Source organism: Candidatus Thermoplasmatota archaeon (assembly GCA_029907305.1).
Lineage (GTDB): Archaea > Thermoplasmatota > E2 > DHVEG-1 > DHVEG-1 > JARYMC01.
The window spans coordinates 1-13,419 of the sequence record JARYMC010000033.1 but is presented as its reverse complement, the minus strand read 5'-3'; the positions used below and the strand labels follow the sequence as shown (position 1 = coordinate 13,419).

14 protein-coding genes are annotated in these 13,419 nt (G+C 31.6%); 7 read left to right on the top strand and 7 right to left on the bottom strand.

Features of this window, described 5'->3' with window-relative positions:
* Nucleotides 1-524, top strand: a 524-nt coding sequence (locus QHH19_03660) for a hypothetical protein (protein MDH7517422.1), incomplete at its 5' end; no start/stop codon positions are given.
* A gap of 90 nt (nt 525-614) precedes the next feature.
* Nucleotides 615-1,787 carry a hypothetical protein gene (locus QHH19_03655; GenBank protein ID MDH7517421.1) on the top strand — a complete coding sequence of 391 codons (1,173 nt, stop codon included), beginning with the start codon at nt 615-617 and terminating at the stop codon, nt 1,785-1,787.
* A 74-nt stretch (nt 1,788-1,861) separates the two neighbouring features.
* Here QHH19_03655 and QHH19_03650 read toward each other — a convergent pair whose 3' ends face one another.
* Entirely contained in the window at nt 1,862-2,896 is a 1,035-nt protein-coding gene (locus tag QHH19_03650; protein MDH7517420.1) for an alcohol dehydrogenase catalytic domain-containing protein, read from the bottom strand.
* A 65-nt stretch (nt 2,897-2,961) separates the two neighbouring features.
* On the opposite strand from QHH19_03650, the gene QHH19_03645 reads away from it, so the two are divergent.
* A complete protein-coding gene (locus QHH19_03645) occupies nt 2,962-3,477 on the top strand; it encodes a flavodoxin family protein (GenBank protein MDH7517419.1) in 516 nt (171 codons plus the stop codon).
* Nucleotide 3,478: 1 nt separating this feature from the next.
* On the top strand, nt 3,479-3,937 hold the full coding sequence (locus QHH19_03640) for a hypothetical protein (GenBank protein MDH7517418.1): 459 nt from the start codon (nt 3,479-3,481) through the stop codon (nt 3,935-3,937).
* An 8-nt stretch (nt 3,938-3,945) separates the two neighbouring features.
* Here the strand turns inward: QHH19_03640 and QHH19_03635 are convergent, their stop codons facing one another.
* From QHH19_03635 to lsrF, 5 genes are all read right to left on the bottom strand, one after another.
* Nucleotides 3,946-4,374 carry a hypothetical protein gene (locus QHH19_03635; GenBank protein ID MDH7517417.1) on the bottom strand — a complete coding sequence of 143 codons (429 nt, stop codon included), beginning with the start codon at nt 4,372-4,374 and terminating at the stop codon, nt 3,946-3,948.
* Nucleotides 4,375-4,648: 274 nt separating this feature from the next.
* On the bottom strand, nt 4,649-4,918 hold the full coding sequence (locus QHH19_03630) for a hypothetical protein (GenBank protein MDH7517416.1): 270 nt from the start codon (nt 4,916-4,918) through the stop codon (nt 4,649-4,651).
* A gap of 61 nt (nt 4,919-4,979) precedes the next feature.
* A complete protein-coding gene (locus QHH19_03625; protein ID MDH7517415.1) occupies nt 4,980-5,882 on the bottom strand; it encodes a M48 family metallopeptidase in 903 nt (300 codons plus the stop codon).
* 25 nt (nt 5,883-5,907) lie between these two features.
* Nucleotides 5,908-6,462 (bottom strand): LemA family protein, encoded by a 555-nt coding sequence (locus tag QHH19_03620; protein ID MDH7517414.1) that lies wholly within the window; start codon nt 6,460-6,462, stop codon nt 5,908-5,910.
* Between the two features lie 90 nt (nt 6,463-6,552).
* Nucleotides 6,553-7,335, bottom strand: a complete 783-nt coding sequence (gene lsrF, locus QHH19_03615) for a 3-hydroxy-5-phosphonooxypentane-2,4-dione thiolase (GenBank protein ID MDH7517413.1) — start codon at nt 7,333-7,335, stop codon at nt 6,553-6,555.
* 126 nt (nt 7,336-7,461) lie between these two features.
* On the opposite strand from lsrF, the gene QHH19_03610 reads away from it, so the two are divergent.
* The 3 genes from QHH19_03610 to QHH19_03600 all read left to right on the top strand — a co-directional run bounded on the left by QHH19_03610 (nt 7,462) and on the right by QHH19_03600 (nt 12,789).
* Nucleotides 7,462-8,910 carry an aminoacyl-histidine dipeptidase gene (locus QHH19_03610; protein MDH7517412.1) on the top strand — a complete coding sequence of 483 codons (1,449 nt, stop codon included), beginning with the start codon at nt 7,462-7,464 and terminating at the stop codon, nt 8,908-8,910.
* Nucleotides 8,911-9,121: 211 nt separating this feature from the next.
* Entirely contained in the window at nt 9,122-11,062 is a 1,941-nt protein-coding gene (locus tag QHH19_03605; GenBank protein MDH7517411.1) for an SEC-C metal-binding domain-containing protein, read from the top strand.
* Between the two features lie 179 nt (nt 11,063-11,241).
* Nucleotides 11,242-12,789, top strand: a complete 1,548-nt coding sequence (locus tag QHH19_03600) for a helicase-related protein (protein MDH7517410.1) — start codon at nt 11,242-11,244, stop codon at nt 12,787-12,789.
* 284 nt (nt 12,790-13,073) lie between these two features.
* On the opposite strand, the gene QHH19_03595 is transcribed toward QHH19_03600, so the two are convergent.
* The gene (locus QHH19_03595) at nt 13,074-13,262 is read right to left on the bottom strand and encodes a hypothetical protein (protein MDH7517409.1); all 189 of its coding nucleotides are present in this window, start codon (nt 13,260-13,262) and stop codon (nt 13,074-13,076) included.
* Nucleotides 13,263-13,419 lie beyond the last annotated feature (157 nt).

Genomic DNA, 13,419 nt, shown 5'->3' with positions numbered 1-13,419 from the left:
TATTTCCCTCTGCTATTATCAATATGGTTATTTTTATTTTATTTTGCTTTCTTGCTGTTTTAGTTTTAGTTGTATTTTATGGGATTTATCTGGTTATCAAAGGAAGAAAAGAGTTTAGTCAGAGCCATGGAAAAAATGTGATTTTTGCAAAATGGCTTATCATATTTGGGATAATATTTTTTGTAGTTGCAGGAATTTTTATTATACCAATATTCTCAAATCAAATAGTCATTTTATCAATTGTAACTGCAATTATGGGCGTTCCATTTTGGCTTGCTCTTATTTATTTAATTAAAGAATTAGCAGAAAAGAATATTAAAAAATTACTTTCGTTAACCTTTTTTATTTATATTATTACTATTCCTATAACACGCTATGTTAATTTTATTGATGTGACAAATGAGGCGAGTTTGTTTAATTTATATCTCTTAGCAACCTTAATTGGCTTCATTCCGAGTCTTATACTTGTTTTCTGTTATTATAAAACGTATATCAAACTTAAAGAAATAAGCAATCCGATCTAAAAATCTCAGAAATTTCAAGGATAAACGTTATTTATCTGAGGTTTTATAAAGTAATACTTGTTTTGAAGTTGCAGTCAAAGGAAGGGAAATATGAAAAAAATAACAGTATCATTAATTATCTTGACGATAGTTGGTGTTGGATTTTTAAGTGGTTGCATTAATGAGAAAACAACTGAAAATGGTCAGACGGAAACTAAGACGTTCTCAGATAATTTTGTTGGCAGATGGACAGTTGATGGCTACAATGGAATTATTTTTTATCCAAACCAAACGCTGTCATATTATGGCGAACCTGGAACTTGGTTATTAAATGACAGTAAATTAGAGATTGAGATTACTATTTGGAATTGGAGTGCTTCAGTTGATTTTAATTTTTCAGATAATTATAATAAACTTAATCTTACAGGATTAAGTTCAAGTATATGGACAGGGGAACCTAAAACTATATCTTATACAAAGCAAGATACAATGCAAGAAGAAACAACGATATATGGTCCTTCAGATGATGACAGTTGGAGAGATGAAATACCTGATAATCTGGGATATGTAAATGAAGATTTTAGATTCGGAATTAACATACCTGATGGATGGAGCCTCCCCTTTTATGGTGGTATCACTTCAAATATGGTTACCTTTTGCAATAATCCTCATGCCATACTTCCAATACTTACTGTTACTCAAACTCCTTTTTATTTGAATGATACTATTACATTAAAAGATGTTGTTGAACAATGGATGAATATTTATCCAAATGCTACGAAAACCGAATGTACTATTGGTAGTTTAGATGGCTATGAGATAAGATACCCGTCTTACGAATTTTTAGATTATTATGTTATACGTAAAGATGTTTTGGTTGGAGCTTATGAAAAAGTTTTTATCATCTCTTATCAAGTAGCCGAAGATGATTATGATGATTATTTACATATTGTAGACGAAAGTATAGATTCTTTTATGATATTTGAAGGAAAAACTTCCTTTGACTGGCTTAACAAAATGGTCGGTATATGGCATACTCCACCAATGGAGGATATTTTAACATTCACCTTTAGTTTTACAGATGTTAAAATAGGTTTTGAAGGGGATTATGAGACGGAAAAACAAAATTTCGAGTTAAAAGAAGGAAAACTCGTCTTCACATGGGATGATGGTTCTGGCAGTGAATATTCGGAGGAAAATGATTTCTTTTTCTCAAATAATTATCATACACTTACTTTAATATCGGATTTTTTAGGCAAAACAATTCTCATAAAACAAACATAGAAATGAATTAAAGAAGAATTTTAGAATCGAAGGGTACTTAAAAGAATTTTTGTCTATTTTGTTTTTCTTAATTTCTACGGCTCTATTATTACTTTGATAGAGTCTTTTGCCTGTGCCACAAGTTTGAACCCTTTCGCCGTCTCAGAGAGTGGTAATTTATGTGTTATCATATCTGTAACAACGATTTTTTTTGTTTTAATCAAATCAATTGCTTCTGCTATATCCTTTGGAGCACCAGCATAAGTTGAAAACATTTTTACTTGTTTATTCCAAAGATCAAACAATGGGAATGGTATTTCTACACCGGGTTCTGTTGGTGCAAAAAAGAGAATAGTTCCACCTGCTTCAACAGATTGCAGTCCTTGTTTTACAGCCGATGGCGCCCCAGTAGAAATCACAACCATATCAGCTAGTTTCCCATCATTATATTTTTTAATCTGCTCTGGTACGTTTTCTCTGGCGTTTATTGCAAAATCGGCACCAAACTTTTTCGCTGATTTTAGGCGATACTCATCAATATCTGTTGCTATAATACGTTTTGCGCCCCATGCACGAGCTAGTTTAATCTGAAGTAAACCAGAGATACCGCTACCTATTACTAGAACATCTAACCCTGGTTTCATACCCGCTGTTCTTAGTCCTCTTACAACACAAGCAAGAGGCTCAATGAAAACACCCTCATCATAAGATATCTCTTTTGGTAGAACAAACACACCATTTTTGATGTTAATTTCTGGTACTCTAAGGTACTCTGCGAAACCACCTGGGTAAAAGTTTGTTGTATGAAGCGTATGACAAAGAGTTTGTTTATCCTCTAGACAAAAACTACAGTTATCACATGGTACATGGTGTGAAACAAAAACACGGTCGCCAACCTTGTATTTTTTAACTTTTTTACCGACTTCAACAATATCCCCAGTGATCTCATGGCCAAGAACCTTCGGTGCTTTCTTGATGCGGTACCATTCCATAACGTCGCTACCACATATACCACTTGCTTTAACTTTTACAAGTAACTCGTTATCATTAATCGTAGGTATTGGCATTTCTTCTATACGTACATCGTTGTTGTTGTAGTACATCGCAACCTTCATTTTTTCTTGTTTCATAATGTTTACAGCCTATAGTTATTTATTTAATAGATTTTATGATTCTGTTATTTAAGAGTGGAAACATGAAAATCAGCATAATATATTATTCAAGAACAGGAAACACGAGGAAAGCAGCACAAATTCTAAAAGAAAAATTTGAAGAAGAAAAAGCTGAAGTCGATCTCATTGAAATTGAGCATGTTAAAAGACCAGGTTTTTTCACTGCTGGCAGAGCAGCTATAAAACAATTGGAATTACCGATAAAAAACACTGATTTTGATTTGGAAAAATATGATGCTATACTAGTTGGTTCTCCAACATGGGCTGGATACCCTTCACCTTTTGTTAAAAGTTTTATGAATAAAGCTGAGAATATAAATGGCAAAAAAGCAGCTGTTTTCAGTACTGGTATAAGCCCAATTAATAACAGAGAGAAGTTCAATGAGATTATTAGAAATAATTTAGAAAATGCTGGGGTTAAAATAGTTGATAGTTACTTGGCATTAAGAATGAAAAAAGAACAAATTTTAGATGGAGAGCAAAATATAGATAGTTTTGTAAAAACTGTATTAAAAAAATTGGAATTGGAGATGAAATAATATGGGTTTGTTTGGACCAGATAAAATAACCTTGATGCTGGAGAAATATAGCTACAAACCTGGTGAAACAATAAAAGGTACGGTTAAGCTTAATTTGAAAAAATCAACCAAAGCACGAAAATTAGAAGTAGGATTATTTGGGGAAAGAAAAGAGAGAACACGGAGTCATGATGGAAAAACACATACAAGAACAGTGACAGTATTTAATTTTAAAATACCACTTGGTGCTGAAGGAGAATATCTAACTGGAGAGTATCCTTTTGAAATACCGATTCCGAATAACATCTTATCTATAGATACTCGCCAAAATATGGACCCAAGATTAGGTGCTGTTGTTGATACGATAAGTATGCTAAGTGGACAGAGAGTTTATCCTGTAGAGTGGTTTGTGAAATCCCAACTAGATGTACCTATGATGTTTGATGTTAAAAAAGAACAGAAAATCATAATAATACAATAGTAAAAATTTTATGATACATTGATTTCTACTTTGTCACTAATATCTAACTTCTTGGGCATATCTAAAGAAGCGTAAATATACCATTTGTCTTTTTCTACATAGTTAGCATATCCCTTATTTACTCCCCAGTCAAGAAGTTTCTTTTGCATCCCAATTGCGCTTTCTGCTTCAGGTGTCTTTAATTTTTGGAATATATCGATAGGTATCTTAATTTTAAATGGGTATGTTTCATTCCAATATTCCTTTTCTACATCCAAAATAACCTCGTCTTTATAAACATTACAAGAGTTGTAAGTGGTTTTTCCTCTGGAGATAATCTCAAAACCTCTATCTACGATTAAGGCGACTTTTAAAGCCTTAGCGTATCTTTGTTTCTTTAAACTCGAAGTGACAATACCTTCTATTGTATCAGCAGGAACATAATTTGTTTTTTTCAAGAGATATGTTAATTTGTTTTGGCGATTTATCTGATTTATCTTTAAATATTAAATATAATGTTAATGCGATTCCTATTACTGAAAAAAATAAACCAAAGGAAAAAATATCCATGATGCACTATCTACTCCTTTGATAAGTACTGCTTGAGAAGGATTATTAGGATTATAATAGATTGTAACTGTTTTTCCGACAGGATAATTTTCTACTAGTTGATAAGCAGCGTTATAGTCTGAAGAATAAGCATAACCATATGATATCATATCTGATGTTTAGTTAATACCGTTTTAAATTATATTGGTAGGTAATTTTTGCACCATAAGTTGGTCCACCCCTACTGCTGCTACTCCTATCTATATCAGAAAATAAAATTATTCCGTCTGTCGATGGCCAATTTTCAGTTTCTTGACCTTTTATAATATTTGTTAAACTAATTCCAATAAAAGAAAAACTGATAAGAAACCATATAATCATAGCGATGACTAAGCCTTTTCCTCGTACTGTTCGACTTGAATATCCTGTTGTTGAAATGGTAGATATTTTCATATTTATTTTTTCTCCTCAAAAAGTAAATAAAAAGAGAGGTATAATTTATTTCTCTTTTACTTTACATTGATCTAAGTCTTCTTATTCTTTCATCAAGCGGTGGATGTGTTGACCATATTGAGTCGCGTAAAGCTCTTTTGAATGGGTTAGCTATGTAAAGTGGTGCAACTGTCTTTGAGCCTTTTGGATCATCTGGTAAATCATTTTTTATTTTTTCTAAAGCCCTTGCAAGTCCCTCAGGGTTTCTTGTTAAATATGCTCCATCTGCATCAGCTAGGTATTCTCTTCTCCGTGAAATAGCTAGATAGGTTAGTCTTGAGAAGATCGGTGCAAGAATAACAAAGATAAGAGCAATAAGAATAGCGATTCCACCACCGTCTTTCTTATTTCCTCTTCCACCACCACTCCAGAATAATGATCTTAATGCTATCTCTGCTAGAAGCGCAATGGTTCCAACTACTGCTACAGTAACTGTCATAACTAGGATATCTCTGTTTTTTATATGGCTCATCTCATGACCTATAACGCCCTCAAGTTCTTCCTTATTTAATTGTTGAAGTGCTCCTGTTGTTGCGCATATTATGGCTTCCTCTGGTTTTTTACCTGTAGCAAATGCGTTGATGTTCCTGGAGTCTTGTACGTAAACTTTTGGTGTTGGAAGACCTGCTGCGATAGCCATCTCTTCAACCTTGTACATAAGAAGTTTTTCTTCTCTGTTTTGTGGGTTGGCAGGTCTCGCACCAGCAGCAGCAATAACAGTTTGAACAGAAAAAGAATAGGTTATCATTAGGTAGAACAAGGCTATAGGTAAAGCAATTGCCATAGTGAAATAAGGTGGAACACCTAGTAACAATCCTATGGCAAATATTACACTGAAAAGTAGAAGGACCATAAACATACAGATTATTACTGTGTCTCGCTTGTTTTTCCGTATGTGGTCCTCTAAAAGCATTTGTTTTTCCATAATATCAAACAAGTGTTACATTTTTTTAGAAAGAAACTTTTGGTACTTCTCTTGATGCCTCAGGTATCTGCAGCATCTGTTTTTCTTTCCTGTCACCTGCGAAAAGCTTCCCAGGATACGTCTCTATCAGGTTGTTGTATGCCAAAACAGAGTCGTTATAGTGTTGTCTCGAATAAGCTATCTTATCCTCAGTGTGAGTGAGTTCATCCTGAAGGTTCAAGAAGTTCTGGTTTGCCTTAAGATCAGGGTAGTTTTCAGCGACAGCAAACAAGGTTTTTAAAGTACCTGTAAGCATGTTATCTGCATTTATACTCTCTTGAGGTGTCTTTGCGTTCATGATAGCTGCCCTTGCCTTTGTAACATTCTCCAAAACCTCTCTTTCATGTTTCATATATCCTTTTACGGTCTCCATAAGGTTAGGTATCAGGTCTGCTCTACGTTTAAGCTGTACATCTATCTGTGCCCATGCGTTATCTATCCTGTTTTCATATACTCTTATTTTGTTGTAATAGCTAAAGAAGAACGCTATAACAACTAATACAATTATTACTACAATTAGTAGTATTATCCATTCCAACATAGTTTTTGCCTCTTTTCCTCTCCAAATCTTTTTTATTTTTAGGGATAATACGATTTTTTTATTTAAAAGTATGCCTTAATATAACCTTGTTTATTTTTTCTTAGAATTAAATATATCATAGGCTTCTTTCACAGTAGCCTTGTTGTGAACAATTGCACGTACAGCCTTAATCATGTTGACTGGGTTTGTACTCTGAAAGATGTTACGACCCATATCAACACCAATTGCTCCAGCCTGTAAAGCATTATAAGCCATTTCAAAAGCTTCTTTTTCAGGTTGCTTTTTACCACCAGCAATAACAACAGGAACAGGACAGGTTTCAATAACCTTCTCAAAATCTTTAACATAATAGGTTTTAACAATATGGGCACCAAGCTCGGCAGCCATTCGAGAAGCAAGACTCATATAACGCGCATCTCTAACCATGTCTTTTCCAACAGCAGTAACAGCAACAACAGGAATACCATATCGCTCAGCCTCATCAATATAATTAGTCAACCCAAGAATAGTATCACGCTCAAACTCAGCACCAACCAAAATTGAATAAGCAACACCTGAAGCATTTAAACGAATAGCATCCTCTATAGAAACAACTGTTCCTTCATGAAGAAGTTCCTTTCCAATAATGCTTGTTCCACCTGAAACACGCAAAACAATGGGAATATCGACAGTTGGATCAACATAATTTCTTAGAGCGCCTCTTGTAAGCATCAATGTATCGGCAAAAGGCAAAAGAGGATTAACCATTTTTCCAAGATTTTCAAGTCCAGATGTTGGACCCATAAAATAACCATGATCAACAGCAAGCATGACTGTATGACCATCTTTTGGTTTAATTATTTTTGATAATCTATTTTTCATTCCCCAATCCATAAACAAATCACCTTAAATTTTTCAAAGATAATAAATAAAGATTATATAAAATATTTCTAAAAAACTATAGCAAATGTTTATTTACCATATAATATTACATGTTTGACTCCATAGGGAGGAGAATATATGACTGAAATTACTAATTTAGAGCCAAGAATAGTATGGAGACATTTTAATGAAATAAGAAAAATACCTCGATGCTCAAAACATGAGGAAAAAATAAGAGAATACATAATTAATTTTGCTAAAAAAAATAATTTAAAATTCAAAACTGATAAACCAGGTAATGTTGTTATTTCAAAACCTGCAAGTAAAGGTTTAGAAGGCAAACCAACTATTGTTTTACAAGGTCATATGGACATGGTTTGTGAAAAAAACACAGATGTAAAATTTGATTTCACAAAAGACCCAATACAACTAAAACTAAAAGGAGATATTCTAACAGCAGACGGAACAACATTAGGAGCAGATAATGGGATAGGGCTTGCAATAAGTCTAGCAATACTTGAAGATAAAACAATAAAACATGGCCCAATAGAAGCATTATACACTGTTGATGAGGAAACAGGGCTTACAGGTGCATTTGCTTTAGAGCCGCACATGCTTTCAGGAAGAATAATGCTTAATCTAGACAGTGAAGATTTTGGTGTCATAACTGTTGGTTGTGCAGGAGGAGGAGATTCAAAAATTGAGGTCCCAATAAATACACAATCAATTGAGCAAGAGCTTGAAAGCATGATAATTAGAGTCTCAGGTCTTAGAGGAGGTCACTCTGGAGTGGATATTCATGAACAAAGGGGAAACGCCATAAAAATACTTGCAAGAATACTTTGGAAAGCATCAAAAAACCATGACTTCTACGTAACAGAAATTACAGGAGGGGATAAACACAATGCAATACCAAGAGAGGCAAATGCAAAAATATCAATAAATAAAATGAACAAAGAAGCGCTTATCGACTCAATAAAAAAAGAAGAAAAAGATATTTTTGAAGAAATAAAACCAATTGACCCAAATTTCAAGGTAGAAATAGAAAAAACCGAAAAACTAAAAACAGCTTTAACAAAGGATGCACAGGAAAAAATACTAAACTTGCTGCATGGGCTACCACATGGTGTTGATAAAATGAGTTATGATATACCAAATCTTGTTGAAACATCCACAAATTTAGCAAAGGTTTCTTTCAGCGAAAAAAATGTTTTGATAATATTTAGCACAAGAAGTTCAATTAAATCTGCTCTTCAAAATCTAAGAGATCGAATCCGTGCAATTTCAGAGCTTTCCGGTGCAAAAGTAACAGAAGAAACACCATATCCTGGTTGGAAACCAAACCTTGACTCGAAAATATTGAAACTTTCAAAAAAAATATTCAAAGAAATGTATGGTGCTGAACCAAAAGTAGAAGCAATACATGCAGGACTTGAATGCGGAATAATTGGTGAAAAATTCCCAAGCATGGACATGATCAGTATTGGCCCAACACTTAAATACCCGCATTCGCCAGAAGAGCAACTACATGTAAGCACGGTTGAAAAATTCTACAAATATTTATTGAAAATACTAGAAAACATTTAATTAAAAATTGATTTCATTTTGATAATATTTATTTGCAAAAAAATTTACCAATATTATTCCTATTTTTGTTTATTTTAATTAGATTTTTTCAAATAAAGTTTTATTGATTACAACTTAAAATAATACAATATTATAGATAAATATAGATAAATGTTAGTAAAATATAATAAATAGTATTTATATATATATTCTTGGTGATGATTTGGAAGGGATGGGTAAAGAATTATCCATGGTTGAGGAAAGACTTTCAAATCTTCTACAACAATGTAAACTTGATTCATATGTATCAACTGATTCTATAAAAAGGTGGATAAAAGACATAAATGAAGACCCAATGACAATAGTAACCATGCTAACTGGTTTGTTAAACAAAGAAAAACTTGTAGATGCGGAATTATTTCAAAACCTCATTAACACAACAGTAAAACTCAGTCATCTTTTACCTACACAAAAACTCAAAGGCCTAACATATTTTGACGTGCTAAAAGAACGGGAAAAACGTGGAGAACCAACAAATGTAATTATTAAAACAACAACACTTCCACCAATGAAATGGACTGACTACTATTACAAGGCAATGTTATACATGAGTAAACAAAATTTTGTAAAAGCTTCAAAAGAATTTGATAAAACCTTTGAAAAACTCCTTGAAACAAAAACAACAAGTCAAGATATTTATCGTGTTTTTTGTAATGCAGGAATTTCTTATTTGTTTTCAGGAAAACCTTTTCTTGGTCTTAACTGCCTTAAAATAGCACTCGAGTTAAACCCAAAATACACGTTTGCATCAGAACAATTAAAAAAATATGAACAAGGAGAATTTAATGAAATTATTCAATTTGGATTTCTTTCAATGATGAAAAATAATATTGAGGAATGGGAAAAAAGACCTGATTATCTTGTTATGGATAAGGTTTTAAAATGGCCTGAAAAAAAGATACTAAATAAACTTTCCTTATTTGGTGTTTCTGTTGACAAGCAAGAATTTATTAAAGTTGCACAAACTGTTAATTATCCTGAAACTCTTGCTGAAAAACTTTTTTATCCACAAGCAAACATAAAAGGAGAAGATGAAGATTTTATCTGGATAGCAGCATATGCTTTATGGAATATTTACTGTCCAGATATTCCATGTGTTCCTAATTTTAATGATTTAATACATAAATCATTTACATTTGTTTCAAAAACTGATGAAAAAAACAAAAAAAATAAGGAAAAGCAAGAAGATTATGAAAAAGCATGTGCTGACTATTTTGAAAGACTACAACCATATATTTTTTGTAAGAAAAAAGATTTTTTAAAAGACTGGCAAAAGACAATTGACTTAGAAATGAATCCTAGCTATGAATTAAAAACTTTTTTAGTACATCTTTTGGAAAATCCTAAATTTGAAAAAAAAGTTTTGGAAATTACTAATTATCTTATCAAACAGATACCTCATCCAGACTGGAATGGTATAGAATTAATTTCCTGCATTATTCATAATGATCCTAAATGGAATGAGTTATACAAAGAATTAAAAAAGAAGTACCCTTTTTACTGTTATTTAGCCTATGATTTAGCACAGTACTATTTTGAAAAAAAGAATTATTTACATGCTGAGTTTTATTTAACTGAAGCACTTAAAATTATTGATAATCGAGTTGAAAAAAACATGTTTTCAATTGATACAATAAAAACAACAATTTATGATGATTATATGCATGTAATAAATTTTCTTGAAGATGTTTTAGAAAAAAGTAATGCTGACTTGGAAAAGAGAAAATTATTGAATGCTAAAAAACAATTAGTTGAAAAAAATTCAAAAATTTATTCAAAATCCCCAAATCTTGAAAAATATGATAATGCAATGGATAAATTATTTACCAAATTAGAAAAGAAAGAAACAGAAAAAAGTAGTGCATTTCAATATTTTAAATATCTAAGTAAATTTGGTATAAATTTTGAATCAGAAAAACCAGTTGAAACTAAAGAAACTATATTAAAAATACAACCTGAAAGCTTTTTAAGTACAAGAAAGCAAAAAGAAGAAAACCATTGGAATAAAAAATATGGTTCAAAGATTGGACGTAACGATCCCTGCCCTTGCGGCTCAGGGAAAAAGTATAAGAAATGCTGTCTGGAAAAGGATAGGAAAAGATTTGGTATGTAATATAATAAAATAAAGGAAGATGTAAGTATAGGATTAACTTTTTAAAACAAATTAACGTAAATATTGAGATAAAAAAATCAACAACTGGTATTATAGTTGTTTAAGGAAAATCTAAATATTCTAATCATCTTTATAATAGCTGAAATGAAAAAAAGAATTTATACTTCAGGATTTTTAATATGATTCAAACTAATCTTTCCATGTTTCTAAAAGAAGATAGTCCTTCCTATGAAAAGGATAATATTTACATACATAAACCATATATTCGCAAAAACACAATTTTTGCTAGGCAATATCAGCTTGATATTGCAAGCCGGGCTTGTTTGAAAAACACTGCAGTTATCCTCCCAACAGGTTTAGGAAAAACCATTATTGCTTTTCTTGTCATAGCAGAGGTTTTGCCTAAAAAAATTTTATTTTTAGCACCAACAAAACCGTTGATACAGCAACATTATGAAAACTGCAAAAAATATCTTGCAATAGATGAAGAAAAAATAATAATGCTTTCAGGTAATGTTTCTGCAAAAAAACGCGTAAAACTTTTCAACCAAGCAACAATAATAATTGCAACACCACAAACAATATACAATGATATAAAAAACAAGCGATACACGCTAAAGGATCTTGGGCTTGTTATTTTTGATGAGATGCATAAGGCAGTGGAAAACTATGCTTATGTTAAAATCGCCAGAGAATGCTGTTGCAGGATTCTTGGTCTGACTGCATCACCTGGGTCCAAGAAAAAAAAGATTGCAAAAATCCTGGAAAATCTAAAAATCACCCATATTGAAAGTAGAACACGTGATGATGTTGATGTTAAAAATCATGTTAAAGAAATTCTCATAGACTGGATAAAAATACCAATGGATGAAAACCTTAAAAGCATCCAAAAACCATTATATAGTTTGTATTTAGAAGTACTTGAAAAACTCAACAAACTTGGTATTCTTACATACAAAAAACCAAAATACCTTTCCAAAAAAGACATACTTGATGCAAGAGCAACTATTTCAAAAAGATTTAAAAGAAAACCTTTTGTTTTCACATTATACAACTATCATACTATTCTTTTGCATACTTATCATTGTCTAGAACTTGTTGAAACACAAGGTATTACATCTTTTTTGAAATACATTGAAAAATTCACAAAAAAACAGAAACTCACTAGATCAGAGCAAATGTTTTTTAATCATCCATTACTGAAACAAGCGTTAACATTTGCACAAAAAAATTGTAAAACATCTCATCCCAAATTAGATGTTTTGCAAAAAATTGTTAAAAAGCAATTCAAGGAAGAACCAGATTCTCTTATTCTTATTTTTACTCAGTATAGAGATACTATTGATTCTATTGAAAAAACATTGAAAGAAATCCCGCAAGCGCATTTTCATCGATTCATTGGACAAGCAACGCAGACAACAACAAAAGGTATGAACCAAAAAGAACAACAAAAAGTTATAAACAGGTTTAGAAACAGAGACATTAACATACTCATTGCTACTTCTATTGCTGAAGAAGGAATCGATATTCCGAATGTTAATAGGGTTATTTTTTATGAACCGATTCCTTCTGAAATAAGAGGGATTCAACGCAAAGGAAGAACCGGTAGAAGCCATATTGGAAGAGTCACTATTTTAATTACAGAAAACACACGGGATGAAGCCTTTTTTTATGCAGAAAAACAAAAAGAACAAAAAATGTATAACATTGTACGAAAAATGAAATAACTTTGTTATTTCTATATCATTTCAATCCCATAATAGTCTGATTTTAACAAACATAAAACTCTATTTTTTTTGTAAAAAAACACTTAAAGTATCTTTTTTAAGGTTATTAATTATCTTAACAACGATTTTAAACTGGATTAAAAAGTTAAAATACTAGACAACAATACAGTCATACTGTCATGTTTTGTGGGTAATTTAAGATAACATAATTCTACGCAAATTACTATGGTATTACAACATAAAAATCTATGTGTTACAATTAAAAAAATTGAACAAAATTTATTCTATTTATTAATAACTTTTTTAACTATTTCTAAGAAACTTTCTGCATCTTTTATAATCAGTTCTGCATCCTTTTTATCAACTTTAAAATCAAAACCATGTAATGTTTCATGCTTTTCCTTTCTAAATGAATCAAGTGATTGAAGTAAATATGGTGGTATCTCCTTTGAATATTTTTCCTTTAGATACAAAATGATGCAGATGTGACTTTTTTCTTGAAAATATCGTAATCGTGTTTCTTGCCGTTCTGGTGTTTGGTTTTATGCAATATCATTCCTTTCTTGTTGACCATGATCTGCGTCTTCACTGTATGTTTCTTCTTTTTACCAGGGTAGTATTTCTTCCGTC

What these genes read in the sequence shown, in the direction of transcription:
- QHH19_03610 (MDH7517412.1), top strand. Translation starts at nt 7,462, where the DNA reads ATGACTGAAATTACTAATTTAGAGCCAAGAATAGTATGGAGACATTTT.
- QHH19_03620 (MDH7517414.1), bottom strand. Translation starts at nt 6,462, where the DNA reads ATGTTGGAATGGATAATACTACTAATTGTAGTAATAATTGTATTAGTT.
- QHH19_03630 (MDH7517416.1), bottom strand. Translation starts at nt 4,918, where the DNA reads ATGAAAATATCTACCATTTCAACAACAGGATATTCAAGTCGAACAGTA.
- QHH19_03600 (MDH7517410.1), top strand. Translation starts at nt 11,242, where the DNA reads ATGATTCAAACTAATCTTTCCATGTTTCTAAAAGAAGATAGTCCTTCC.
- QHH19_03625 (MDH7517415.1), bottom strand. Translation starts at nt 5,882, where the DNA reads ATGGAAAAACAAATGCTTTTAGAGGACCACATACGGAAAAACAAGCGA.
- lsrF (MDH7517413.1), bottom strand. Translation starts at nt 7,335, where the DNA reads ATGGATTGGGGAATGAAAAATAGATTATCAAAAATAATTAAACCAAAA.
- QHH19_03645 (MDH7517419.1), top strand. Translation starts at nt 2,962, where the DNA reads ATGAAAATCAGCATAATATATTATTCAAGAACAGGAAACACGAGGAAA.
- QHH19_03605 (MDH7517411.1), top strand. Translation starts at nt 9,122, where the DNA reads ATGGGTAAAGAATTATCCATGGTTGAGGAAAGACTTTCAAATCTTCTA.
- QHH19_03650 (MDH7517420.1), bottom strand. Translation starts at nt 2,896, where the DNA reads ATGAAACAAGAAAAAATGAAGGTTGCGATGTACTACAACAACAACGAT.
- QHH19_03655 (MDH7517421.1), top strand. Translation starts at nt 615, where the DNA reads ATGAAAAAAATAACAGTATCATTAATTATCTTGACGATAGTTGGTGTT.
- QHH19_03640 (MDH7517418.1), top strand. Translation starts at nt 3,479, where the DNA reads ATGGGTTTGTTTGGACCAGATAAAATAACCTTGATGCTGGAGAAATAT.